22 protein-coding genes and 2 tRNA genes are annotated in these 25,033 nt (G+C 38.9%); 12 read left to right on the plus strand and 12 right to left on the minus strand.

Annotated elements, in window-relative coordinates; genetic code table 11:
- Positions 1-80: 80 nt before the first annotated feature.
- From FKZ43_RS06300 to FKZ43_RS06345, 10 genes are all read left to right on the plus strand, one after another.
- On the plus strand, positions 81-419 hold the full coding sequence (locus FKZ43_RS06300; RefSeq protein ID WP_219916510.1) for a nucleotidyltransferase domain-containing protein: 339 nt from the start codon (positions 81-83) through the stop codon (positions 417-419).
- A gap of 18 nt (positions 420-437) precedes the next feature.
- Positions 438-2,531 (plus strand): NADH-quinone oxidoreductase subunit L, encoded by a 2,094-nt coding sequence (gene nuoL / locus FKZ43_RS06305; protein ID WP_140945029.1) that lies wholly within the window; start codon positions 438-440, stop codon positions 2,529-2,531.
- Positions 2,532-2,564: 33 nt separating this feature from the next.
- Positions 2,565-4,169, plus strand: a complete 1,605-nt coding sequence (locus FKZ43_RS06310) for a complex I subunit 4 family protein (protein ID WP_235894706.1) — start codon at positions 2,565-2,567, stop codon at positions 4,167-4,169.
- A gap of 24 nt (positions 4,170-4,193) precedes the next feature.
- Positions 4,194-5,711 (plus strand): NADH-quinone oxidoreductase subunit N, encoded by a 1,518-nt coding sequence (locus FKZ43_RS06315; RefSeq protein ID WP_140945030.1) that lies wholly within the window; start codon positions 4,194-4,196, stop codon positions 5,709-5,711.
- Positions 5,712-5,823: 112 nt separating this feature from the next.
- Positions 5,824-8,997 carry a TonB-dependent receptor gene (locus tag FKZ43_RS06320; protein ID WP_140945031.1) on the plus strand — a complete coding sequence of 1,058 codons (3,174 nt, stop codon included), beginning with the start codon at positions 5,824-5,826 and terminating at the stop codon, positions 8,995-8,997.
- 85 nt (positions 8,998-9,082) lie between these two features.
- Positions 9,083-9,853 carry an SAM hydrolase/SAM-dependent halogenase family protein gene (locus FKZ43_RS06325; protein WP_140945032.1) on the plus strand — a complete coding sequence of 257 codons (771 nt, stop codon included), beginning with the start codon at positions 9,083-9,085 and terminating at the stop codon, positions 9,851-9,853.
- Between the two features lie 30 nt (positions 9,854-9,883).
- Positions 9,884-11,608, plus strand: coding sequence for a tetratricopeptide repeat protein (locus FKZ43_RS06330; protein WP_140945033.1), 1,725 nt, complete (start codon positions 9,884-9,886; stop codon positions 11,606-11,608).
- A complete protein-coding gene (gene lolB1, locus FKZ43_RS06335) occupies positions 11,595-12,287 on the plus strand; it encodes a lipoprotein insertase outer membrane protein LolB1 (protein ID WP_140945034.1) in 693 nt (230 codons plus the stop codon). The genes FKZ43_RS06330 and lolB1 overlap by 14 nt, the downstream gene beginning before the upstream one ends.
- On the plus strand, positions 12,271-12,999 hold the full coding sequence (locus FKZ43_RS06340) for an endonuclease III domain-containing protein (protein ID WP_140945035.1): 729 nt from the start codon (positions 12,271-12,273) through the stop codon (positions 12,997-12,999). The genes lolB1 and FKZ43_RS06340 overlap by 17 nt, the downstream gene beginning before the upstream one ends.
- Positions 13,000-13,025: 26 nt before the next feature.
- Positions 13,026-14,024, plus strand: a complete 999-nt coding sequence (locus tag FKZ43_RS06345; RefSeq protein ID WP_140945036.1) for a glycosylasparaginase — start codon at positions 13,026-13,028, stop codon at positions 14,022-14,024.
- On the opposite strand, the gene FKZ43_RS06350 is transcribed toward FKZ43_RS06345, so the two are convergent.
- The 3 genes from FKZ43_RS06350 to FKZ43_RS06360 are packed head-to-tail and all read right to left on the minus strand — an operon-like array spanning position 14,017 to position 17,362.
- Positions 14,017-14,661, minus strand: a complete 645-nt coding sequence (locus FKZ43_RS06350) for an MgtC/SapB family protein (protein WP_140945037.1) — start codon at positions 14,659-14,661, stop codon at positions 14,017-14,019. The genes FKZ43_RS06345 and FKZ43_RS06350 overlap by 8 nt on opposite strands.
- Before the next feature lie 21 nt (positions 14,662-14,682).
- Positions 14,683-14,889 (minus strand): heavy-metal-associated domain-containing protein, encoded by a 207-nt coding sequence (locus FKZ43_RS06355; protein WP_140945038.1) that lies wholly within the window; start codon positions 14,887-14,889, stop codon positions 14,683-14,685.
- 7 nt (positions 14,890-14,896) lie between these two features.
- The gene (locus FKZ43_RS06360; protein ID WP_140945039.1) at positions 14,897-17,362 is read right to left on the minus strand and encodes a heavy metal translocating P-type ATPase; all 2,466 of its coding nucleotides are present in this window, start codon (positions 17,360-17,362) and stop codon (positions 14,897-14,899) included.
- Between the two features lie 110 nt (positions 17,363-17,472).
- On the opposite strand from FKZ43_RS06360, the gene FKZ43_RS06365 reads away from it, so the two are divergent.
- A tRNA-Arg gene (locus tag FKZ43_RS06365) sits at positions 17,473-17,546 on the plus strand.
- 6 nt (positions 17,547-17,552) lie between these two features.
- Here the strand turns inward: FKZ43_RS06365 and FKZ43_RS06370 are convergent.
- From FKZ43_RS06370 to FKZ43_RS06405, 8 genes are all read right to left on the minus strand, one after another.
- Complete coding sequence (locus tag FKZ43_RS06370; protein WP_140945040.1) at positions 17,553-17,882, minus strand: metal-sulfur cluster assembly factor; 330 nt, start codon at positions 17,880-17,882, stop codon at positions 17,553-17,555.
- A 54-nt stretch (positions 17,883-17,936) separates the two neighbouring features.
- Positions 17,937-18,452 (minus strand): hypothetical protein, encoded by a 516-nt coding sequence (locus tag FKZ43_RS06375; RefSeq protein ID WP_140945041.1) that lies wholly within the window; start codon positions 18,450-18,452, stop codon positions 17,937-17,939.
- Between the two features lies 1 nt (position 18,453).
- Entirely contained in the window at positions 18,454-19,563 is a 1,110-nt protein-coding gene (locus FKZ43_RS06380; RefSeq protein ID WP_140945042.1) for an ABC transporter ATP-binding protein, read from the minus strand.
- Positions 19,564-19,606: 43 nt separating this feature from the next.
- Positions 19,607-20,890 (minus strand): 3-phosphoshikimate 1-carboxyvinyltransferase, encoded by a 1,284-nt coding sequence (aroA, locus tag FKZ43_RS06385; protein WP_140945043.1) that lies wholly within the window; start codon positions 20,888-20,890, stop codon positions 19,607-19,609.
- A gap of 76 nt (positions 20,891-20,966) precedes the next feature.
- The gene (locus FKZ43_RS06390; protein WP_140945044.1) at positions 20,967-21,188 is read right to left on the minus strand and encodes a hypothetical protein; all 222 of its coding nucleotides are present in this window, start codon (positions 21,186-21,188) and stop codon (positions 20,967-20,969) included.
- Between the two features lie 36 nt (positions 21,189-21,224).
- Positions 21,225-22,784 (minus strand): 2,3-bisphosphoglycerate-independent phosphoglycerate mutase, encoded by a 1,560-nt coding sequence (gpmI, locus tag FKZ43_RS06395; protein ID WP_140945045.1) that lies wholly within the window; start codon positions 22,782-22,784, stop codon positions 21,225-21,227.
- 82 nt (positions 22,785-22,866) lie between these two features.
- Positions 22,867-23,451, minus strand: a complete 585-nt coding sequence (locus tag FKZ43_RS06400; RefSeq protein ID WP_140945046.1) for a hypothetical protein — start codon at positions 23,449-23,451, stop codon at positions 22,867-22,869.
- Positions 23,448-24,398, minus strand: coding sequence for a tetratricopeptide repeat protein (locus FKZ43_RS06405; protein WP_140945047.1), 951 nt, complete (start codon positions 24,396-24,398; stop codon positions 23,448-23,450). The genes FKZ43_RS06400 and FKZ43_RS06405 overlap by 4 nt, the downstream gene beginning before the upstream one ends.
- Positions 24,399-24,519: 121 nt before the next feature.
- Here FKZ43_RS06405 and FKZ43_RS06410 point away from each other — a divergent pair, with 121 nt between their 5' ends.
- Positions 24,520-24,933: a DoxX family protein gene (locus FKZ43_RS06410; RefSeq protein ID WP_140945048.1), complete on the plus strand. Its 414-nt coding sequence runs from the start codon at positions 24,520-24,522 to the stop codon at positions 24,931-24,933.
- Positions 24,934-24,940: 7 nt separating this feature from the next.
- Here FKZ43_RS06410 and FKZ43_RS06415 read toward each other — a convergent pair.
- Positions 24,941-25,014 (minus strand) — tRNA-Pro (locus FKZ43_RS06415).
- Between the last annotated feature and the right edge of the window lie 19 nt (positions 25,015-25,033).

Consider the following 25,033-nt stretch of genomic DNA (forward strand, 5'->3'; position numbering starts at 1 on the left):
GGGAAGTCCGTATGAATTTTTTGACCTAAAATTAGCGCAACAGGCATATGATTCTGCAAGAGAAATCGTTGAATGGTGTCGTGATACTATCGGTAAACTATGACGAACTTATTCAAACTTTGAGAGAAATATCGGTGGAGATAAAAAATAAAATTAGCTCTGTTTTGAAAATTTATCTTTTTGGTTCATTTGCAAGGGGCAATTATACACCAGATAGCGACCTTGACATTCTGGTGGTTCTTGAAAAATGTGATTTGCCTTTTGTTGAAAGGAGAGATTTGTTTGTTGACTTTTTTAAAGGGGTTCCTTTTGATTTGAACATTTTTGTTTACACCAAAGATGAAATTAATGAAATGATTGCACAGAAAAACTTATTCATAGAGGAAGTTTTAAAAGAAGCAGTTGAAATTTCAAAATAAAAATAAATTTGAGAAGGTATGTCTCAAGATACACTTGTTTTTCTTTCACTTCTTGCTCTGATTTTACCTCTCGTTGGTTTTATCCTTTTAATTTTCTTCGGACGGAAACGACTCCCAAGACAAGGTGATATCATTGAAACTGGGCTTGTCCTTGGTTCTCTTGTCTTGTCATTTATCGTCTTCTTCAATAAAATTTTAAATTTTCCTGATCCAATTGAATGGAAATTTGAGTGGGTGAACTTTGGATTTGTGAATAATTGGGGGGAGATGAAGATAACTCTTGGAATTTTGATTGATAATTTGTCTGCAACCATGCTTGTAGTTGTGACTGTTATAAGCTCTTTGGTGCATATCTTCTCAATCGGCTATATGAAAGATGACATCAGATATTCAAGATATTTTGCTTATCTTGGCTTTTTCACATTTTCAATGCTTGGGATTGTTTTGACGAATAATTTCTTCACGATGTATGTTTTTTGGGAGCTCGTTGGGGTTTCATCCTATCTTTTGATCGGGCATTGGTATGAGAAGAAATCGGCTTCGGATGCAGCAAAGAAAGCCTTTATCGTGAATAGGGTTGGGGACTTCGGGTTTTTCGTTGGTATAATGATAATTTGGTTGAGCTTAAAGACATTTAACTTTGGTGAGGTGTTTGCTGGGATTGAACAAGGGAAATTGTCTGGTGGATTGCTTACCGCAGCTGGGATTCTTGTTTTTTGTGGTGCTATTGGTAAATCGGCTCAATTTCCACTCCACGTTTGGCTTCCAGACGCTATGGAGGGACCAACACCCGTTAGCGCTTTAATTCACGCTGCGACGATGGTTGCTGCGGGTGTTTATCTTACGGCAAGAACTTACGCTATGATGACAGCTGATGCCTTAACATTTATAGCATATATTGGAGCTATAACCGCTTTCATTTCAGCAACGATAGCGATAACTCAAACCGATATCAAGAAAGTCCTCGCTTATTCAACTATTTCACAACTTGGTTATATGACTATGTCGCTTGGTTCTGGAGCTTATGTAGCGGGGTTTTTCCATCTTGTGACTCACGCTGCTTTTAAAGCTGGATTGTTCCTTGGCTCTGGCTCGGTCATCCACGCGATGCATCACGCCTTGCACAAAGTTCACGACCATCACACCGACCCACAGGACATCAGAAATATGGGTGGATTGAAAAAGAAAATGCCGATAACCTATTATACTTTTCTAATTTACACACTTGCGATTTCGGGTATCCCATTGACATCGGGATTTCTAAGTAAGGATTCAATACTTGCTGGAGCTCTTGCATTCGGTAAATTGTCAGGGCATGTGCTTATACCTTTAATTGGATTTTTCGTTGCTGGATTGACAGCGTTTTATATGTTTAGATTGTTGATTTTGACATTCCACGGGGAGCCGAAAAGGAAAGATGCGTTTGAGCATATACATGAATCACCAAAAGTTATGACAATTCCGCTTTTGATACTTGCTTTTCTATCTTTGTGGTTTGTTTTCGGTTTAAATCCCTTTGATGCAAGCTCAACTTGGGTTGAAAAGTTTATACATAAACCCAAAAGTGTTGTTCCAGCGCAACAGCAATTTACTTTCAATTTGCCGGAAAAACTTGAAAAGGGCGCTGTGCTCACAGAATATGAGCATGCTCTTCACGAGGCGCACATCCCCGCGATGTTGCTTTCTCTTTCAATGGCTGGGCTTGGTATATTGTTTGCGTTTTTAACCTATCAATGGGGTAAGATAAGCGCTGAAAAAGTCGCCAATACGATAAAACCAGTTTATACCTTCCTTAAAAATAAGTGGTATTTTGACGAGCTCTATGCAAATACATTTGTCCTTGCTACACTTGGGATTTCAAAATTTGCAAGATGGTTTGATTTAAAAGTTATAGATGGAATTGTTGATGGTTCGGCATATTTGACTAAACTTTGGTCATTTGCTATCGGGAAATTTGACTGGAACATAATTGATGGGCTTGTGAATCTTATGGCTTATGTGACTGGATTTTTTGGTTATGTTGTCAGGTTCTTGCAGAACGGAAAAGTTCAAACATACATAGTTTATGTTGTTTTCGCCGTCATAATTCTGTTTTATATCTTTATCGGGTAAAAAGTTTTAAAAACAAAAAATTCAGTAAGATAAATGCAGATACTTGGCATTGGAATTTTAACTTGGATTGTCTTTCTACCCGTTGTTGCAATGGTAATTGTCCTTGCGATTCCGAAGGGAAGGGAAAATTTGATAAAATGGATAGCTGTCATAGCCACAGGAATTCAGCTTGTCCTTGCTGTTATTATGTTGCTTAATTACCGTTATGACCTTGCTGGGATAAATACGCTTGAGGGATTTCAATTCGTTGAGAAATATCGTTGGATTGATGTCAGTGGTGTTGCTTGGTTTGGTAGGATAGTGATAGAGTATTTTCTTGGAGTTGATGGTTTGAGTATGCCGATGGTTTTTTTAACCGCTTTGATTTCATTTATCGGAGCAATCGCCTCTTGGGAATTGCCGAAGACGAAGGGATATTATGCACTTTACCTTTTGCTTGACACTGGGATGATGGGTGTCTTTGTAGCGCTTGATTTCTTCCTGTTTTATATCTTTTGGGAGGTTATGTTACTTCCGATGTATTTTCTCATAGGGATATGGGGCGGTCCAAGAAGGGAATACGCGGCAATAAAGTTTTTCATTTATACTTTGCTTGGTTCTGTTTTGATGCTTCTTGTTATGATAGGTTTATATTTCAGCACAAGCATCATTGACACAGTCACTGGGGAGAGAATCCATACTTTCAATATGCTTGCTATGATGGACCCGAAAAATTATGAGCCAGGTTCAATCTTTTCTGGCATGCACACAACTTGGAGATACATAGCTTATATTGCTTTGTTTATCGGGTTTGCGATAAAGGTTCCGATTTTCCCGTTCCATACTTGGCTTCCTGATGCACATGTTGAAGCACCAACGCCAATCAGCGTCATCCTTGCTGGGATTCTCTTGAAGATGGGAACCTATGGGATGTTGAGGATAAGTTTTCCAATTTTCCCAGATGGGATGTTGAAATATGCTTTGCCTATGGCTTTGCTTGGTTTTATAAATATCGTTTACGGAGCTTTGGCTGCAATGGCACAGGAGGACTTTAAAAAGTTGATCGCTTATTCAAGTATAAGCCATATGGGTTATGTTGTGCTTGGAATGTCAGCGCTTAACACTCAGGCAGTCACAGGGGCGATAATGCAGATGTTTAACCACGGGACGATAACAGCTATGTTGTTTTTGATCGTTGGGGTTCTCTATGATAGGGCTCATACGAGAGGACTTAATGAATTTGGTGGATTAGCAAATCAGATGCCAAAGTATTTTGGAATCGTAATAATTGCTTTCTTCGCTGCACTTGGTCTTCCAGGTTTAAGTGGTTTTATAAGTGAGGCGTTTGTTTTCCTTGGAGCTTTTCAAACATATAAATGGATTACAATCTTTTCCGCAACTGGTGTTATTTTGACAGCTGGATATATACTCTGGACTACACAGCGTCTCTTCTTTGGTCAAATTCCGGAGAGATGGAAAAATCTTCCAGACATCAACGCAAGAGAGCTTGTGACTCTTGTCCCGCTTGCGGTGATAGTTATATTTCTTGGTGTTTATCCGATGCCTTTGATCTCAGTTATGAATGCCTCTGTGAATCATCTTGTTGGGTTTGTATCCGAAATGGGACAGATGGGATCACAGCTTGGAATTTTACCTTGAAAATAAAAATTTTGGTGGCTGAAAATGGTTGAACAGTTCAACATAGAATTGGCACAATCATTAAAAAATTTTTTACCTGAGCTGACCTTAACAATTACACTTGCTATCGTAATTATCACTGATTTGATTTTTGGGAGAAAGTTCAGAAACATTGGAGCTTATGTTTCAATTCTCGGTTTGGTTGCGACAGCTTACTTTACAATTAAGCAGTATGGCGGAAGCTATCAAATTTTCCGCGGGATGTTTGTCGTTGATCCATATTCAACCTTTTTTAAGTTTATCTTCATACTTTCGGCTTTTGTAGTGATAATTTTTTCAATGCAATCACTTGAATTAAAAGAAACATCGGCAAGGAGACGCCTTGGGGAATATTACTTCTTTATTTTGACCCTAACACTTGGAGCTTTTTTAATGGCTGGTTCTGTTAATCTTCTCATGATGTATCTTTCGCTTGAACTTGTCAGCATAAGCTCATACATACTTGCAGGTTATATCAAGGAATCTGAGCGGTCAAGTGAGGCGTCAATGAAATATGTCATATACGGTGCTTTGTCATCTGGTTTGATGATCTATGGTATTTCGCTGATTTATGGATTAAGTGGTGAGTTAAATGTTTATTCTATAAATGCATCGCTTCTTTCTGGGGGATATAGTCCTGTTGTTTTGTTGATTGCTTTTCTTTTGATACTTGCTGGTTTTGGATATAAAATTTCCGCAGTTCCATTTCATTATTGGACGCCAGATGTTTATGAAGGTGCTCCAATAACTGTGACCGCTTTTCTGTCCGTGTCTTCAAAGGCAGCTGGCTTTGCAATGTTTGTGAGATTTTTGAAAGCAAGTTTCATTGATAGAACCGTTCTTGCGGGAGTTGAAGGAACGTGGGTTTTACTTCAGGGGTTGCCATGGTCTCAGATAATTGCTGTTCTTTCGGCTTTAACTATGACGGTTGGAAACATAATTGCGATATGGCAGAACAATTTGAAAAGAATGCTAGCATATTCAAGCATAGCTCACGCTGGATATATACTTATGGGAGTTGTCGTCTTCCAGAACCTTGGTATTTCTGCAATGTTGATTTATTTCCTTGCATATCTTCTTATGAACCTTGGTGCTTTTTATTGCGTTATGCTTGTAGCTGACAAAACAGGAAGTGAAGATATAGAAGTTTATAAAGGACTTGGATATCGCTCACCACTTATCGGAGTTGTTTTTACAATTTTTCTTGTTTCACTCACTGGAATACCCCCAACATTTGGTTTTATCGGGAAACTTTATCTTTTCTCTGCCTTAATAAATGCTAAAGTTATTTGGCTTGCTGTCGTTGGTGTTTTAAATAGTGTCGTGTCGCTTTATTACTATGTTCGGGTTGTGAGAAATATGTTCCTTCGTGATCTGGAGGTTGATAAAGGTGAAATTAAACTTTCGCCAGCGCAAGTTGTTGTTTTACTTGTCCTTGTTGTCCCGACGCTTTTATTTGGGGTTTATTTTGGACCGATAGTTGACCTTGCGCAAGCATCAGTTGCAATGTTCGGTTTGAGGTGAGAACTTTAATGAATTTTTAACTTTTTCTTCATTGAAATTTTAAAGTTACTTTTTTAAATTTTATTAGCGAACGAAGGTTCGCTAAATCAAAACAAAATAACGAGGTGCAGAGATGAGGCAAGTATTTCTACTTTTAATTTCAGTTCTTTTCATTCCTTCCCTTCTTTTTTCTCAAGGTGTTACAACTGCGAGCATAAGTGGAATTGTCACAACTCAAGACGGGGAGCCACTTCCTGGAGCAAATATCGTCGCTGTTCATGAACCGAGCGGAACCGTCTATGGAACAATCGCGAGGGTTGACGGCAGGTATAACCTCGTTAATTTAAGGGTTGGTGGTCCTTATACTGTCACCGTGTCGTATGTTGGTTATGCTCAGCAAAAGGTTTCGGATATTTATTTGACACTCGGTCAAGATATGGTTTTGAATTTTAAACTCGCTGAGCAACCAGTTCAACTCGGTGAGGTAACAGTTATTGGTGAAAGAACTGGGGTCATAGGTGCAGCAAGAACAGGTCCATCAACAAATGTCTTGAGGCAACAAATTGATGTTTTGCCGACGATTTCAAGAAGTTTCCAAGATTATTACAAAATTTCACCGTATTTTATCGGTTATAGTGCAGCTGGGAGAAACAACCGTTATAACAACATCCAGATTGACGGAACTAACTTTAACGATTTGTTTGGGCTTGGTGGAACCGGGGCTCCAGCTGGGCAATCAAATGTCACGCCTATAAGCTTGGAAGCGGTTGAGGAATTTCAAATCGTCATTGCTCCATATGATGTTCGTCAAAGTGGGTTTACTGGGGCTGGCGTTAATGTCATTACGAGAAGCGGGACGAACAGATTTTCAGGAGCATTGTTCTACTATGGCAGAAACCAAAACTTCATCGGAAGAAGCCCTGATACACTTAGAAGAAAATATCCGGACTTTACCGACTATCAAACCGGTTTCCGCATCGGCGGTCCGATTTTAAAGAACCGTCTCTTCTTCTTCATCAATGGTGAGTTGACAAGATACAAGTCACCTTTAATAAGAACGCTTGGAGCATCAACGATTGGAACGAATATATTTACTGTTTCGCCTGATAGCGTTCGTTTATTTAGAGAAGCTTTGAAGACAAGATATGGGTATGAAACGGGGTCATTTGAAAGCTTTAACTTTTTAAGACATAGCAATAAGATTTTCATTAGATTTGACTTCAATATAACTCAGTCACACAGGTTAACATTAAGGCACAGCTATCTTGATGCTTTTGATGATAACGCTCCAGCAACATCGGGTATCCCATCACCACAAATAGCAACGATTTATGCTGAAAACACGAGATATAAAACTCAAAACACGACTAATTCAACCGTTCTTCAATTGACGAGTGTTTTGGGTAGCAGAGCAGCTAATGAACTTATCGTTGGTTATACTGATATTCATGATAATCCGCTTTATTACGGTCAGCCGTTTCCGTATGTTTCCGTTAGAACATATGACTCGCAAGGAAGAACATATAATCTTGCAGCTGGTTCTGAAAAGTTTAGGATGGCTAATGATTTAAGGCAAAGGGTAATTGAAATTACCGATAACTTGACTTTCTTTATGGGTGCTCATACTATAACAGTTGGAACGCATAACGAGATATTCTCCTTCAGCAACCTCTTCATTCGTGATTTCTTCGGTGCGTATCACTGGAACTCACTTGCTGATTTTCTTGCTGGGAGAAAAGCAGCGCAGTATGAGCTCAGTTATTCCAAAATTGAGGGGAATCCGCAACCAAAAGCTGAATGGAAAGCAATTCAGTATGGTGTTTATGTTCAGGATGAATGGTCTATTAGGCCAGGATTAAAGTTAACATTTGGTTTGAGATTAGATGTGCCGACTTTCCCTGATAAGCCAGCATATAATCCAAAAGTTGATTCAACATTTAAACCCCTTGGTTATGACATCTCAACCGATAAGGTTCCAAAAGCCCAATTTATGTGGGGTCCAAGATTCGGAATAAACTGGGACCTGTTCGGCGATAAGACAACGCAGTTACGTGGTGGGATTGGCGTATTTACGGGAAGAGTTCCATATGTTTGGATTTCAAATCAGTATTCAAATACTGGAGTTGAATTTGGAAGACTGCTCTTAAGGGGTGCAGATGTTCCAGATTTTGTTCCTGACCCGTATAATCCTCCAAGGGGTGGAACACCGATTCAGACAACTGAAATTAATGTGACCGCTCCTGATTATAAGCTTCCGCAGATTTTGAGGGCAAGCTTTGGGGTTGATAGAATACTACCGCTTGGCTGGGTCGCAACCGTTGAAGGTCAATATTCAAAGACAATAAATGATATTCTCTACAAAGATATAAACTTGATCCCGCAGGGTTATCTCTCGGACGGAAGACCGATTTACGGGACTTGGGACTACTCAACACGTCGTTGGACTGTGCAAAAGTATAATCCAACTTTCACAAATGTTATACTTCTTACGAACACAAATCAAGGTTACAGCTATAATTTAACCTTCCAACTTGAAAGACCTGTTTCTCCGGATGGGATTTATGCGAAGTTTGCTTACACCTACGGCGTTTCAAAGGATATGAACAGTGGAACATCCTCGCAGGCGTTTTCACAATGGAGATTCAATCACGCTGTTGACCCCAACAACCCAACGCTTTCATATTCATCATTTGATTATAGACATAGAATCCTTGCGATTCTCTCGTATAAGCGGGAAATTTTCCGTGGAATTTCAGCTTCAGTTGGAATCTTCTATAATGGGCTTTCAGGTCAACCATATTCTTGGGTCTATAGCGGCGATGTGAATGGAGATGGTCAGTCTGAAAATGACCTCGTTTATATTCCAAAAGATAAAAATGACATCATACTTGTTAACTCAGCAGGCAATCCACTACCGAAAGAAGATGTCGCTTATGATCAGTTGTTTGCATTTATAGATAACGATCCTTACTTGAGCAAGAACAAGGGCAAGATAGCCGAAAGAATGGCTGCTCGTGGTCCATGGTCACATCAAGTTGATGCAAGATTTGCGCTTGAGATACCCTCAATAAGAGGGCAAAAGCTTGAAATTACATTTGATGTTTTGAACCTTCTCAATCTTCTCAACAAGGACTGGGGAATTGTTAAAGGTGTTACATTCCAAAGAGCTTTCTTGCTCGTTTTCCATAGCCTTGATCCAGCAACTGGACAACCGAGGTTCAGGTGGACGAATCCGCCAAGACCTGAGCTTCCACTTGACCTTGCTTCAAGATGGCAAGCACAGATCGGGATTAGATATACCTTTTAAAGCTTAATTTTTGTCGCATATTTAGGGGGAGTGGAAATTTTGGTTTCCGCTCCCCTTTTTTGTATAAAATAAACGGGTGAAGATTATGTTGATCGCTTTACTTACAGATTTCGGTAATAGGGATTGGTTTGTCGGTGTGATGAAAGGAGTTATTTTGAAGATTAATCCAAATGTCAATGTTGTTGATTTATCGCATGAGGTTGCGCCCCAAAATGTTAAGGAAGCAGGATTTATATTATGGAACGCTTATAGATTCTTCCCAAAGGGAACAATTTTTGTCTGCGTCGTTGATCCAACTGTTGGAAGCGATAGGAAAATCATCGCTGTTCAGACAAAGGAACATATTTTCATAGCTCCAGACAATGGGATTTTGGATTTCGTTTTGAGTGAGGTTGAAGTTTTGAAATCCGTTTATGTTGAGAATAAAAGTTATTTCCTTGAAAATATCAGCACCACATTTCACGGTAGGGATATCTTTGCGCCTGTTGCGGCGTATATTTCGCGAGGTGTTGATTTAGGTGAACTTGGAGAGGAGGCAAGTTTTAGAAAACCTGAAGGTATATTCGTTGAGGCATCAACCCCTGGCGATTACATTGGTGAGGTCATTTATATAGACAGATTTGGGAATTTGATAACTAACATAAAACCAACCGCTGATATTGATGGGGAAGTGAAAATAAAAGAGTATATCATTGAAAAAATTTCAAAAACTTATGCTGATGTCAAATCAGGGCAACTTCTTGCCTTGATTGACAGTAGCGGTCTTCTTGAAATAGGAGTTAGAAATGGTAACGCAAAGGAACTGACAAAAGCAGATTATGGTGAGAAAGTTTTTTTGAAAGTTAAGAAGATATGAGTTATATTTTTAAAAAAGTTAATTTGCGTAATGTCACGCTTCAGTTTAATTATTGTTTCCCTGTTTTTATCGTTGTCCTTTTTCGCTTGTGTTTCCTCAAAAAAGTCCACCACGGATGGGATTAAAACAGCAGAAGTTAAAGAGTTAAAATACAGACAAGTTGAAAATATAGATAAAGCGATAGAGCATTTCATTGCGGGGCAAGTTTATGAACTTAAGGGGGATTATGCCAGTGCTATACTTGAATACCAAGATGCCTTAAGGTATCAGCAAAGCCCAGGTATATATAATGCCATTGCGAGGGCATATCAAAAGATAGGCAAGCATTCGCTTGCGGTTCAGATGGCGCTTGAAGCGATTCGGCTTGATTCACTTAACATAACATACCGTGAGACGCTTGCGGACATTTATGTTGAAACATTTGAGGTTAAAAAAGCAATAGGGGAATTTGAAAAAATTCTCAAAATTGACTCTTTAAATTATAACGCTCTCTTTAATTTAGCTCACCTTTATGAGAATGACAAACCACTTCGTTCACTTGAACTTTACAATAAAATCATTAAAAATTATGGTCCAGAATGGAATACCCTTCAAAGGATAGCTGAGATTTCATTCCGCCTTGGAAAATTTTCCGAATCAGCTCAAGCTCTTGAAATGATGATTGAAATTGACCCATCAAATTATGATCTCAGAAAGTTAACTGCCGAAACATATATAAATGCTGGAGAAATTGGGAAAGCGAAATCAATTTTATCTGAACTTGTTGAAATGAGACCCTCTGACCTTTTCGCAAAATTGAGATATGCTGAGGTGTTGCTTGATTTAAAGGAGAAGGGGAGGGCAATTGAGATTTTAAATGAAATTATCGCTGATGATTCAGCTGGGATAGATATAAAGTTGCAAGTCGGTGAGAGCTTGCTCAGAAACGCAAGCAAAGATTCATCTTATATTGAAATCGCTGAAGGGATTTTCAAAAAGATTTCACAGGCACACCCAAATGATTGGAGAGCGCATTGGTTTCTTGGTATAATCGCATCGGATAAAAAAGATGCTGAAACTTCATTTGAAGAATTTAAAAAAGTTGTTCTTTTGAACTCTCAAACGGTTGAAGCATGGCGTGGCATTGGAATCGCGCTTTATGATATGGGAAGGTTTGAGGAATTAATAGAGTGGATGAATAAGGGGATTGATAAATTCCCCGACGATTTCATACTTAATTTTCTTCTTGGTTTGGGTTATCATCGGCTTGACAGGAATAACGAGGCTGTAACACCACTTGAGAAGGCGCTTTCACTTGATCCAAAAAACATTGATGTCATAAGCACGCTTGCCCTTGTATACGATGCGATAGGATTAACCGTAAAATCAGATTCGCTCCACGAACTTGGCTTGAAGATAAGCCCAAATAATCATCTCATTTTGAATAATTACAGTTACACACTCGCTGAACGTGGTGAAAAACTTGAACTTGCGCTTGAAATGGCGAAAAAGGCAATTGAACAAGAACCGGAAAATCCCGCTTACCTTGATACAATTGGTTGGATTTATTTTAAACTTGGCGACTACGAAAAAGCCAAATACTATATCCAAATGGCGGTTGAAAAAGGTGGAAGTCCGGTTGTGATTGAGCATCTTGGCGATGTTTATTTCAAACTTGGAAACATTGACAAAGCAATTGAATACTGGAAAAAAGCGCTTGAAAAGAACCCATCAAACGAAAAATTAAAGGAAAAAATTAAAGGTGGCAAAATTTAAAAAAGTCACTCTAATTTTACTTGCCGTTTTACTTTCATCTTGTGCCCCTACGAAAAAGGTCATGATTGAGCCAAGCGTTGAAATCGCCTTGACAAAGATTCGTTCAAGAAATGAGGGTATAAAAAATTTGACCGCTGCTGGGAAAATCACAATTGAATTACAAGAGCATTCAAATTCTGCAAACTTTGAACTTGAGATAAAAAGACCTGATACGCTCTTTATGAAAGTTAAAACAATCTTTGGGATAAATATCGGAGAGATAAAAGTTTATGGCGATGGATTTGAGTTAAACGACAGGTTTAACGATAGGATGCTTTATGGCAATGTTGGGGATTACATGAAAAGATTTGTGGGTTTAAATCTTTCAACAGGAGAACTTGTAAATCTATTTCTTGCATGCCCAAATGTTGGCGAAATTGAGAACAGCGAGGATTTTATAATTTACACAAGAGAGGACGAATATGAGAAAATTTTTAAGTTCAATGATGAACTTGAGCTTGAAAGTTATATTCTATCAAAGGATGGGTTTGTGCTTTTTGAGGTTAGATATTCAAAATTCATTGATCTTGGTGGTGTGACTTTGCCAAGGGTTGTGAAGATTTATGACGATTCTGGGCGAGCACTTCATCTGACTTTTTCGGAAATAAAATTGATACGGGTGAATGAGAGAAAAAGTTAAGATGAGAAAGATTGCTCAAGCTATTGAGAAATTTTTCAGTTCAAGGAAGGATAAAAAGATCGATCCGCTTGATATTTTAATCGCTACGATACTTTCTCAAAACACAAACGATTTGAACAGTGCAAAGGCTTTTGAAAATTTGAAGACGAGGTTTCCACGATTTGAGGATATCATTAATGCTGATGTTAAGCAAATAGAGGAAGCTATTAAAATTGGGGGACTTGCGCATCAAAAAGCGGTCAGGATAAAAAAGTTGCTTACTGAGTTGAAGGAGAAAGTTGGGCGTCTTGACCTATCTTTTCTTTCTAAAATTTCGGTTGAAGAGGGAATTAAGTTTTTGACGACATTTAAAGGTGTAGGTTTGAAGACAGCAAGTTGTGTTTTACTTTTTGGTTTCAATAAGGATGTTTTTCCTGTTGACACCCACATACATAGAATTCTTAATAGGGTTGGTGTCGTTAAAACTAAAACGCCAGATGAAACATTTCACAAGGTTAAAAATTTAATTCCTTCTGGTTCAGCATATGTGCTTCACACAGGACTTATAAAGTTCGGGCGTTTGATATGTCGCGCGAGAAACCCTTTGTGTGGAGTTTGTCCAATTTACAGCATTTGTAAATTTAGGGATAAGAAATTTTTTAAAGACAAAAGCAAGGGTTTGGGACTTAAACTGACTAAGAAAGGGGAGTTTATTTTGCTTGATGAAATTTAAGCATAAAAACAAAAAAGGAGAAAAAAATGGTTGGGCGGAGAGAATTTCTAAAAAATTCAATTCTTTTCGGATTAGGAACTTTAGTTTTCAAAAGGATGAAATTTTTTCCGTTTGTTGAAACATCAAAGGCAGAATCTCAAAGTCGTCCAGTTTTAATTTCAACTTGGAGGCAGGGTATAGCAGCAAATGAGATGGGGATTAAGGTTTTATCTGAAGGTGGAACGGCGCTTGATGCAGTTGAACTCGGTGTGAGAACAGCTGAGGATGACCCGAGGGTGATGAGCGTAGGATATGGAGGGCTTCCGGATGAATGTGGGCATGTTACGCTTGATGCTTGCATAATGGATTGGCAATTTAACGCTGGAGCAGTTGCCTTTGTTCAGAAATGTAAAAATCCCGTTTCGGTCGCAAGGAAAGTTATGGAATTAACAAAGCATGTTTTCATAGTGGGTGATGGCGCTGATAGGTTCGCTAAAATGATAGGCTTCCCCGAGGTTGACCTTTTAACTGATGAAGCAAGGAAAAGATGGCTTGAATGGAAAAGAAATATAAGCCAAAACGATAACTGGCTCTCACCTGAGGAAAATCACGACACAATCGCAATGCTTGCACTTGACGGACAGGGAAGAGTAGCTGGAGCTGTCACAACAAGTGGTCTAGCTTGGAAAATCCACGGCAGAGTTGGTGATTCTCCAATAATTGGCGCTGGACTTTATGTTGATGGTGAGGTTGGCGCAGCAGGTTCAACTGGGGTAGGCGAAGCGGTTATAAGAACATGCGGAAGTTTTCTCGTAGTTGAATATATGAGAAACGGGATGCACCCGCAAAAGGCAGTTGAAGAGACATTGAAAAGGGTTCTAAAAGTTAACAAAAAGTGGATTGACAAAGACCCGAATTTCCAAGTTGCGTTTATAGCTGTAAATTTGAAGGGAGAAATTGGAGCAATGGGGCTTAGAAAAGGATTCCAGTATGCTCTCTATAAAGATGGCAAGAATCAATTCCTTGATGCGCCAAATCTTATATAATCCCTGTTTTTATCTCTTTTATATATGGGATTCTTAAAAGTTCTGTTAAAAAGCGATGATGAGCTGGATGCTTGTCGCAATATGAAAGGCTTATCTTCAAAATCCCATTTTCCTCGTTCAGTTGATACTGGCTTGGTCTGATCTCGTGCTCGGATAAAATTTCAATCAGTTCGGCTCTTCCTTTCCCTTTATCGTCGTAGATTTCAAGTTGTATCCGCGTGAAATGACATTTGCCAAGAAGTGATTTCTCAATGTTTGCCAATATAGTTAAAACTAAAAGCACAATGAATGTAAAGATAGTAGCAAGTAACAATTGGTTTGCACCAATAGCAATACCGATAGCAGCGACCACGAATATGGTCGCTGCCGTTGTTAATCCAGCTATTGTCCCTTTTGATTGTATGATTGTCCCAGCGCCTATAAATCCTATCCCAGTTACAACTTGAGCAGCAATTCTTCCCGGATCAGATGAAATTTTCATAGATAGTATCGTATAAAGAGCTGAACCAAGACAAATCAAAATGTTCGTTCTAAAGCCAGCTGGTTTTCCTTTAAGTTCTCTTTCAAGCCCAATTAGTCCGCCAAATAAAACTGCGAGGAAAAATTTTAAAAGATCAAGATGAAATGCCTCACCCATAAAATTCCACAAGTATGGTTTTTACCCTAAAACTCTATATCCAGCCTCTTCAACTTTCTGTTTGACATCTTCAATTTTAAGCTCGCCCGTGTATACAATTTCAAGGGTTTTATTTTGATGATCTGCCTTCGCTGATAGAACATTTTTCAACTGCTTCACCGCATTTTCTACCGTCATCTCACAATGATGACAGGTCATGCCTTCAACCGTGAGTGTTAACCGATTCATTTTTACCTCAAATTTTTATTTTTTTAATTCTAAGCGAGTTTGTAACCACAAGAACTGAACTAAAGGACATTGAAAGAGATGCTAACACCGGTTTGAGAAGAAGACCAGTAAAGGGATAAAGTATGCCAGCGGCTATCGGTATAAGTATTATGTTGTAGAAGAAAGCCCAGAAAAGGTTTTGTTTTATGATTTTATATGTTTTTGAAGAAATTTTTATCACTTGTAGGACGCCCTTTATATCATCTTTCAAAAGAATAATGTCTGCAGTTGCTGATGCAACTTCCGTCCCAGAACCAATTGCTATCGCAACATCCGATTTTGCAAGTGCGGGGGCATCGTTAATCCCATCCCCAACCATGGCAACAATGTAACCGGATTTTTTAAGCTCATCTATCTTTTCAGATTTCTGTTCTGGCAAAACCTCGGCGAAAACCTTATCAACACCAATTTTATTTGCTATCGCCCTTGCCGTCTTGTAATTATCACCAGTTAGAAGTGCAACATCTATCCCAAGTTTTTTCAGCTTTGATATCGTTTCTTTAGCATCATATTTGATCGTGTCAGCAATTGCTATTAGACCGACAACCTTTCTATCAACCGCAACAAAAACAGGAGTTTTACCTTCGTTACTTAAAATGTCAATTGTGTTTTCAAATTTTTTCATATCTATCCCAAGGTTTAACATAAATGTTAAGTTCCCGACAGCAACCTCAAATGAATCAACATTTGCGAAAACACCTTGACCAGGGATTGAGAAAAAGTTTTTAGGTTCAGACAATTTTAGGTTTCTGAGCCTGGCATATCTGACAATTGCTTCACCAAGTGGATGTTCGGAGTTCCTTTCAACGGATGCCGAAAGGCGAAGTATTTCATCCTCAGTTAAATTTCCAAGTTTTATTATATCAGTGACCTCTGGTTTTCCGTATGTTATCGTCCCGGTTTTATCAAAAACCACAAGATTAACTTTGTTTGCGACCTCAAGAGATGTGCCGTTTTTAATTAAAATCCCCATCTCAGCTGATTTACCAGCTGCTACAACGATCGCAGTTGGTGTGGCAAGCCCAAGGGCACAGGGACAAGCAACAATTAAAGTCGCAATAAAATTCATCAACGCAAAAGTAAATCCATAACCAAGAAGATACCAAACGATGAAAGATAAAGTCGCAATTGAGATTACTATCGGAACGAAGACAGATGCCACCTTGTCAGCAAGTTTCTGAATCGGTGGTTTACTTGCAAGTGAATCCTTAACAAGCTGAATTATTTTTGAAAAAACTGTATCCTTTCCGACATTTGTCACCCTGAACTTGAAACTTCCCGCCTTATTTAGCGTTGACCCTATCACAATATCCCCGGGTTTTTTCTCAACGGGCATGCTTTCACCTGTTATGACAGATTCATCAACCGAGGCATATCCCTCTATTATAACTCCATCAACAGGGATTCTTTCACCTGGTTTAACTAAAACGATGTCGCCTGGTTTTATATCTTTAACCTGAACAGTTATTTCTTCGCCATCTTTTACAAGTGTTGCTGTTTTCGGTTGCAGAGATGAGAGCTTCTTGATCGCGGTTGCGGTTTGAGCCCTTGCCCTCGTTTCAAGAAGACGCCCAAGCAAAATCAAAGTTATTATGACAGCGGAGGTCTCATAGTAAACATCCGGTGTTCTACCTATTGAAGTGAAAACGCTTGGGATGAAAGTCGCAACGACGCTATATAAATACGCAGAACCGGTTCCAATCGCAATTAAAGTGTTCATATCAACAGACAAGTGGCGAATTCCCGCAAGAAAACTCCTGAAAAATTTTCCCCCACCGTAAAACATCACAGGCGTGGTCAATAGGAAAAGAATGTAATTTACAACAGTTCTATCACCAAAATGATGGAAAAAATGTGATAACATGTCAAGTAGAATTAAAGAAGTCAAGATAGAGCTAAAGATGAATCGCTTTTTCAGGTCTTCATATTCACGCTTTTTGATTATTTCCTCGTAAAGTTCAACATCTTCCTCGGCAAGATGCGGAACTTTAAAGCCGAACTTTTCAATCTCGCTTTTTATATTATCAACCGAAATTAAAGTTGAGACAAATTCAACGGTTAAATTCTCAGTGGCTGGATTGATATTTACACTTACAACACCGTCTAACTTTGATATTGAATTTTCAACTATTGAAGCAGATGCCGATGCCAATCCTTCAATAGGTATGGTTATTTTTTGAATCGCAACATCATATCCGATTGACCTTACGGACTTTATCACATCTTTAAGATTTAGCGTTTTATCCGATTCAAATTCAATCGTTGCTTTTTCTGTGACCAGATTTACAACTGCATTTTTTACCCCGGGAAGCTTTTGGAGATTGTTTTGAACCTTCAGCACACAACTTGCGCAGGTCATACCAACAATCGGAATCTCAATCTTTAATACCTTTGTGATGTTTAATTTCTCTATTTCCCTCTCCCTTTCGCTCATGCCTTTTGGCTTAAATTAATTTTCACACTTCAAATATAACCTTTGCGTTGTAAAAATTCAAGAACGCCTTGAAAAAGTCAGTTTTATTCTTTATATTATATACCGAAAAAGCGCCCGTAGCTCAACTGGATAGAGCGTCTGGCTACGGACCAGAAGGTTGGGGGTTCGAGTCCCTCCGGGCGTGCTAATTTTATTGCTCTTCCTCCCCAGATGATAACCCAAGGTCACCGAAAAGTTGCATCCTTGCCTTCTCAGACATCATGCTTGGATTCCAACGCGGTTCCCAGACGATTACAACATCGGCATCCTTAACTCCAGGGATTTGAAGAAGTCGCTCACGAACTTGCTGACTTATAAATGTATGAGCAGGACACCCCGGAGCAGTCAATGTCATCTTAACACCTACCCAATCATCAATTATTTTGACCTCATAAACAAGCCCTAAATCAACGATGTTTATCGGAATCTCGGGGTCATAGCATTCCCTAAGAGCTTCATATACCTGTTCTTCTGTCACCATGGCTTTGCTTACCTTTTTTCTTTTAATATAACACTTTGTTCAAACTTTTAGAAATCACCTCTTTTTCCTTTTTCCCGAATGGGATTCGTAAATTTCAAGCTTCTCAAGCATTTGGATGGTTTTATTTATCTGCTCCCTCAACTCCGCAAATGATGAAATCAACTTGTTTATCTCATCAGATGGGAAATCGGAGTCAGCGCTGATCTTTGAAAGCAATCTATCTATGCCGGCTCTCATACGTTCATAACTTCTTAAAAAAGAACGACGCATTAATTTTGGTGTTAATTTAACTGACCGAAGTTTTATCCTCGGACCCGTTCCATAAATTTCAACTTCCATAAGGAGTTTCTCTATGCTTTCAGGCAAATCATAAAGGGTTGTTTCGCCAGTATCAATAAGTTCAAATTTTCGGCTTCGCTTAATTAAGTTAACAAACTCTGGAAATGATGGTAGTGGGACATTCGGATGTTTGTATTTTATGATAAGATAAACTTTTCGCGCTGGGACGAGAACTTCATCATCATTTGAGATGATATCATCAATTATTTTAACTAACTTTCTGCTTAACATTTCAATCGTACAAAATTGATTCTTCGGTTTCCTTATCAAAAAAGTGCGCCTTCCTCATATCAATTACAAGTTCCTTTAAAGCTCCAACTTCAGGCTCCTCATGAGCTGGGACTCTCGCAACACATTGTGCTGTTGTAGTGGCAAAGTAAATGTAAATCTCATTCCCCATCGGCTCAACGACATCAACTAAAATTTTTATCCTCTCACCATTTTGTATCTGTGTATAAATCGGATCATAAATATGTTCTGGTCTTATACCAAATATCACACGCTTTCCAATATAATTTTTCAATTTGTCTTGATATTCCTCTGGGATTGAAAGTTTAATTCCACCGTCACTCTCAATAAATTTTAAACCATCTTCTAAAACAATTTCACCTTCAATGAAGTTCATTGACGGGCTTCCTATGAAACCGGCGACAAATTTATTTTTAGGAAAGTTGTAAAGATTTAATGGTGTGTCTATTTGCTGTATGATTCCATCTTTCATCACAACGATTCTGTCCCCCATAGTCATCGCCTCTATCTGATCGTGCGTGACATAAATCATCGTAGCGCCAAGTTTCCGATGGAGTTTTGAAATTTCGGTTCTCATTTGAACTCTAAACTTTGCGTCAAGATTACTCAACGGCTCATCAAATAAAAAAACCTTTGGATTCCTGACTATGGCTCTTCCAACAGCAACCCGCTGTCTTTGACCGCCTGAGAGCTCCTTTGGCTTTCTATCAAGCAGATGCTCAATCCCAAGTATTTTTGCTGCTTCTTTAACCCTTTTGTCAATCTCGCTTTTCGGATACTTTCTGAGTTTTAAGCCAAACGCCATGTTCTCGTAGACAGTCATATGCGGATAGAGTGCGTAATTTTGGAAAACCATTGCGATATCTCTATCCTTTGGAGGAACATCATTAACAATTTTATTATCAATATAGATAAATCCACTTGTAACTTCTTCAAGACCAGCTATCATTCTCAAAGTTGTCGTTTTCCCGCAACCTGAGGGACCAAGCAAGACCATAAATTCACCATCTTTTACTTCAAAAGTTGCATTCTTTACGGCGACAACATTATTCGGGTAGATTTTGCTCACATTTTCAAGCCGAACCTCCGCCATTTAAATCCACCTCCACTCTATTTTTAAGTTTTGAACTCCTCAATTAAAAATTTACCACGCTTGACAAAATTTTAAAAAAGTTCGGGAATGAAATTTTAACGCAGTCCGGATTGTCAATCACTGTCTCGCCTTCAGCTATTAACCCGGCGATTGAAAAAGCCATAGCTATCCTATGGTCGTTAAATGTTTTTATAAGCGCACCTTTTAATTTGTTCTTGCCTTCAAACGCAAAGCCATCTTCATATTCTTCAACATCAAGACCCATCGCTCTGAGGTTTTCAACAATTGCTTTAATCCTATCGCTTTCCTTTTTTCTGAGCTCTGAAGCATCTCTGACTTCAAATTTACCTTCGCCGATAGCACCTGCAATTGAAAGTATCGGAATCTCATCTATTACACCGGGTATTACATCGCCTGAGAGTGTTAAGTTTTTCAAATTGACTTCTTTCTTTGATTTAACGATTACATCACCTATCGGTTCGCCCATGACTTCTTTTACATTTTCTGTTTCAATGTCTGCGCCCATTTGTCTAAGAATTTCAATGAAAGCTGTCCTCGTTGGGTTCAAGGTCACATTTTTTATCCTGATGTTTGAATTTGGGATTATCACTCCAGCAACTATGAAAAACGCTGCTGAAGAGATATCGTTTGGAATGATATAATTAGCTGGTTCAATTCTTTTGCCACCTTCAACTTCAATGATTTTTTTACCGTTTTCAAAATGAGCCTTTAAGCCGAGCAAACGCTCAGTGTGATCTCGTGTTGGAATCCTTTCAATTATTTTAGTCTTTCCATCCGCATGTAAACCTGCGAAAATTAGACATGACTTAACTTGAGCGCTTGGGATTTCGGGTTCATATTCAATTGGATTTAAACTGTCAACGCCATAAATTTTCAAAGGAGCGGTTCCTTCTTCCGTGGGCTCAATTTTTGCTTCCATCATTTGAAGTGGTTTAACGATCCTCCGCATAGGTCTTTTTCTTAAAGAATCATCCCCTGTTATTTCAGAGTCAAATTTTTGACCGGCGAGTATCCCGGCGAGAAGACGAATCGTCGTCCCAGAATTCCCAGCGTCAAGAATTGAATGTGGCGGGGAAAGCTTTTTAATTCCTTTACCCTTTATTTTCAATTTTTCCCCGATTTCAATTTCAACGCCAAGTTTTTGGAGGCACTCAAGCGTTTTATTTGTGTCACCTGCGAAGAGGAAATTTTCAATCGTATTTTCCCCATCTGACAAGGCAGAAATTAAAGCAACCCTATGTGAAATTGATTTGTCACCAGGAGGATATACTATCCCTTTGATTTTATTTACTTTCGTGATTTTCATCGTCTATAAAAGGGTTCTTTTCTAAAATAAAAAAGGGGTTGCACTTTGAGGCAACCCCGCTGATAAACTTTGCCCGTTAAGCTTCGGGCGAACCCTCTGAAGCCGTTGTCTCTTCAACAGATTCCCTTTTCTCGGCGCCAACCTTCGCTTCAAGCTCCTCAACCCTTTTTACAAGTTCGTCAATTTTCTCCTGTAGGGATTTAAATTTCGTATCAACATAATTTTTTGAAACACCGCCTGCCTTCGCTGCTGGCGCCTTCTTTGCTGGCTTCTTGGCTGACTTCTTCGCTTTTGCCATATTTGCTCCCTCCGGTTTTAATTTTGATTAAATTTTTCATTTAACTGCGTAAGGCACTTTCTCAAGTAATAAAATCTCACCGTCCATCTCCGGTGGAATAGAAATTCCCATAATTGTCAATATCGTCGGTGCTATATCGCCAAGTTTCCCGTCTTTCTTCAATTCACCACGATAATCGTCCATGACAAGTATAAATGGGACTTGACTTGTTGTATGAGCTGTATGCGGTTCACCTGTTTCAGGGTCAATCATTTTTTCGGCGTTCCCGTGGTCAGCGGTAATTATCATAACATAGCCATTTTCCTTTACAGCTTTGTAAATTCGCCCAATGCATGTGTCAACCGCTTCTATCGCCTTAACAGCAGCTGGAATTATACCCGTATGTCCAACCATATCGGGATTTGCAAAATTGAGCACAATTAAATCATATTTGCGCTTATTTATTTCTTCAACAACTCTGTCAGTTACTTCAAATGCGCTCATCTCCGGCTTCAAATCGTATGTAGCTACTTTTGGCGAGGGTATCAAAACTCTATCTTCACCTTCAAATGGGTCTTCACGCCCACCACTGAAAAAATAAGTCACATGAGCGTATTTTTCCGTCTCGGCGATTCGTAATTGTTTCAAACCTTGTTTTGAAATAACTTCACCAAGCGTGTTAGTTAAATAAACTGGCTTGAACGCAATTGGAACATCAAAATCGTCATCATATTCAGTCATCGTGACGAAATAAACATCAAGTTTTCTTCGCTGAAACTTGTCAAAGTCATTGCTGATGAAAGCCCTTGTCAATTGTCTTGCTCTGTCAGCTCTAAAGTTGAAAAATATAATAGAATCGCCATCTTTAACTTGTCCGATCGGGTTGCCGTTTTCATCAACAACTATGAACGGAACGACAAATTCATCTGTTACGCCTTTTTCATAAGATTTTAAAATTCCTTCCTCAGCGCTTTTAAATTTTTCACCCTGGGCTTCCGTCATCGCCCTGTAATATTTTTCAGTTCTTTCCCAACGATTGTCCCTATCCATTCCATAATATCTACCGCCGACGACGGCGATTTTTCCAACCCCAATTTCTTTAGCTTTTGCTTCAAATTGCCTCACATATTCAATAGCACTTGATGGTGGTGTGTCCCTCCCATCAAGAAGCGCATGTACATATACCCTTTCAACATCGTTCATCTTTGCAAGCTCAAGCAGAGCATAAAGGTGTTCAATATGGCTATGAACTCCACCATCGGATAAAAGTCCAACAAGATGAAGAGATCCGTTGTTCCGTTTTACATTTTCAATAGCTCCAAGCAATACATCGTTTTTGAAAAAATCACCATTTTTTATTGACTTGCTTATTCTAACTATGTCTTGATAAACAATTCTTCCAGCTCCGATATTTAAGTGTCCGACCTCGGAGTTCCCCATCTGTCCATCTGGCAATCCAACATATTCTCCAGAGGCATGAATTGGAACCCAAGGGTAATTTGCATAAAGGAAGTCAAAATTTGGTTTTTTTGCAAGTGCTATGGCATCCGCTTGTATAGGGACATTTTCATCACGAATTCCAAATCCATCAAGAACGATGAGAATAACTTTGCGCATTTTAACAATTTTTTGTTTTAAAACTCCTTCAAATTGAAATATAAAAAGTTTTACACATAATTTCAACTGATTTTGCCCCAATTCAGTGGATGGTTATCTTTGGGGCAATTTTCATAGGCACTGGCGGAGTTCCACCCCTTGCAAGAAAGACATAAAATGATTGGAATGAACCGTTAATTTGAATGGTTTTCGTTCCTGGTTCCCAAGTTTGAGGATTTATAATTTTGGGTCTCAGATCAAAATTTCCAGCTATGGTATGAAGTTGAAGGTTATGCGAGGTTAAGTTTAAAATTCCAAGCCCAATTGGTGTATCAGGATTATTGAGCGAGTCAAGTTTGGCGGTAGAATAAATTCCAGAGGAATCTCTGTAAATTGCCATCATTTCAATTGGTATTTTTGAGGCGTCATATGTCTTTGGGGCTTGAACCCCGGTTGAAAATTTAAAGCCAATAGCTATCAAGTTTGAAAGCTCCACACCGCTATATTTTGCACCTATTAAGCTCATAACCCCAGCAGAATCATCATAAACAGCGATAACGGAGTCCATCTTAATTGCTTTACCTTCAACAGTTAAGTTTATGTAAGGTAGAATTTCACTTTGTTGTTCTTTTTGACAGGAGGTCAACAGGATTGTAATTACAAACAGGAGAAACGATTTAAATTTCATAGCCTTTCCAATCTATCTTTCGCTTTTTTTGCAACTGGGCTTCTTGGGTATTCTTTGAGTACGCGATTCATGTACTCCTTTGCTTCTTTTATCTTTCCAAGAGCAGCATAACAACGCCCAAGCATATACAGAGCATCGGGTGTTTTTGTTGACTTCGTTTGAGCCACATAATTAAAATATTCAATTGCTTTGTCATATTGTTTCAATGCGAAGTAACTTTCACCAAGCCAATAGATCACATTTATTTTTAAGTTTGCCTGAAGGTCGCTTTTCAAAAGTGTGTCAAAGTATGCGATTGCGTTTTTATAGTTTCTATTTCTGAAACTGCTCAAACCCTTGTTGTAATAACTTCTAAATTCTTTCTCTGTCATCTTGATCGTTGGCTCTGGGATTATTTCGGGAAGTTTTACCTCGCCTTTTACTTCCCCGGCAACCGTTGTTGGTGGTTTGGTTGATAACTTTACTTCAAGTTCCGCGATTTTCGCCTCCAGATCGCGGATTCGTTTTTTGTATTCAACTATCTCGCTATCTCTTTTTGCCAGTTCAACCGCAAATTGTGGCTCGGCTTGTGGCGTTGATTCATATTGTGCAATTTTTGCTGAAAGTTCACGACTTCTTTGTTTCTCGTATTCAAGCTGCAAACCAAGGTCAGATATCTTTGCTGTCAGCTGATCGTTTGTCTCTTGAAGTGAAGCAACCTTTTTCTCAAGCTCACTTTTTTCGCTTTGAAGCTTTGCAACTTGACTTTGTAGATTTGAAACCTGCTTTTTCAAAGATTCATTTTCCTCAGATAATGTTGATAATTCAGTTGTATCAATTTCTCCCGTTGTTTCCTTAACAACTTCCCCGTAGATGTCTTCTTGTTCAGCTGTTGATGCACACCCTTGGATTGATAAAATTAACCAAATCCCCGCGATAAGAATTAATAAATAATTCAGCACCTTCATGGCTGGGAAATCCTTTTTGTTTGACTTGCTTTAAGATAAAAAAGTATATGGTAAAAGTCAAGAAGCGCTCTGTTGAAAATTAGGCGTGAAAGTTTTATTTTTATTTAAAAAGGAGTTAAAAATGGCGAGGATTTCTTCAATAGCTCTATCGTTGCTTCGGTTTGCTACTGGTTTAATGCTTGCGCTTTTTCACGGTCTTGGGAAAGTTAACGGTGCGCTTGGTTTCTTCTTTGGAGATAAGGAATGGCGCTTCATTCAAACTGTTGCAAATCTTGGTTTCCCAGCCCCGGTTGTTTTCGCTTCTCTTTCAGCTTTAGCTGAATTTGTCGGTGGTTTGCTTCTCGCTGTGGGACTTTTCACAAGATATGTATCCGCATTTATCGCTATAAATATGGCTGTTGCAGTTTATAGTAATCTCGTTAATAACACTAAATATGAGCTTGCACTTTTGTATTTCTTGATATCGCTTGTCTATCTATTTAAAAGTGGTGAGGGAATTTCCCTTGATAATTTCATAAGGAGGGGAAAAATCTGAAGTTTTGTCGGGGCGCCCGGACTCGAACCGGGGACCTCTTGCTCCCAAGGCAAGCGCGCTAACCATCTGCGCTACGCCCCGCTTTTCAAACACAAATATA

Source organism: Candidatus Thermokryptus mobilis (assembly GCF_900070205.1).
Taxonomy (GTDB): Bacteria; Bacteroidota; Ignavibacteria; order Kryptoniales; family Kryptoniaceae; genus Kryptonium; species Kryptonium mobile.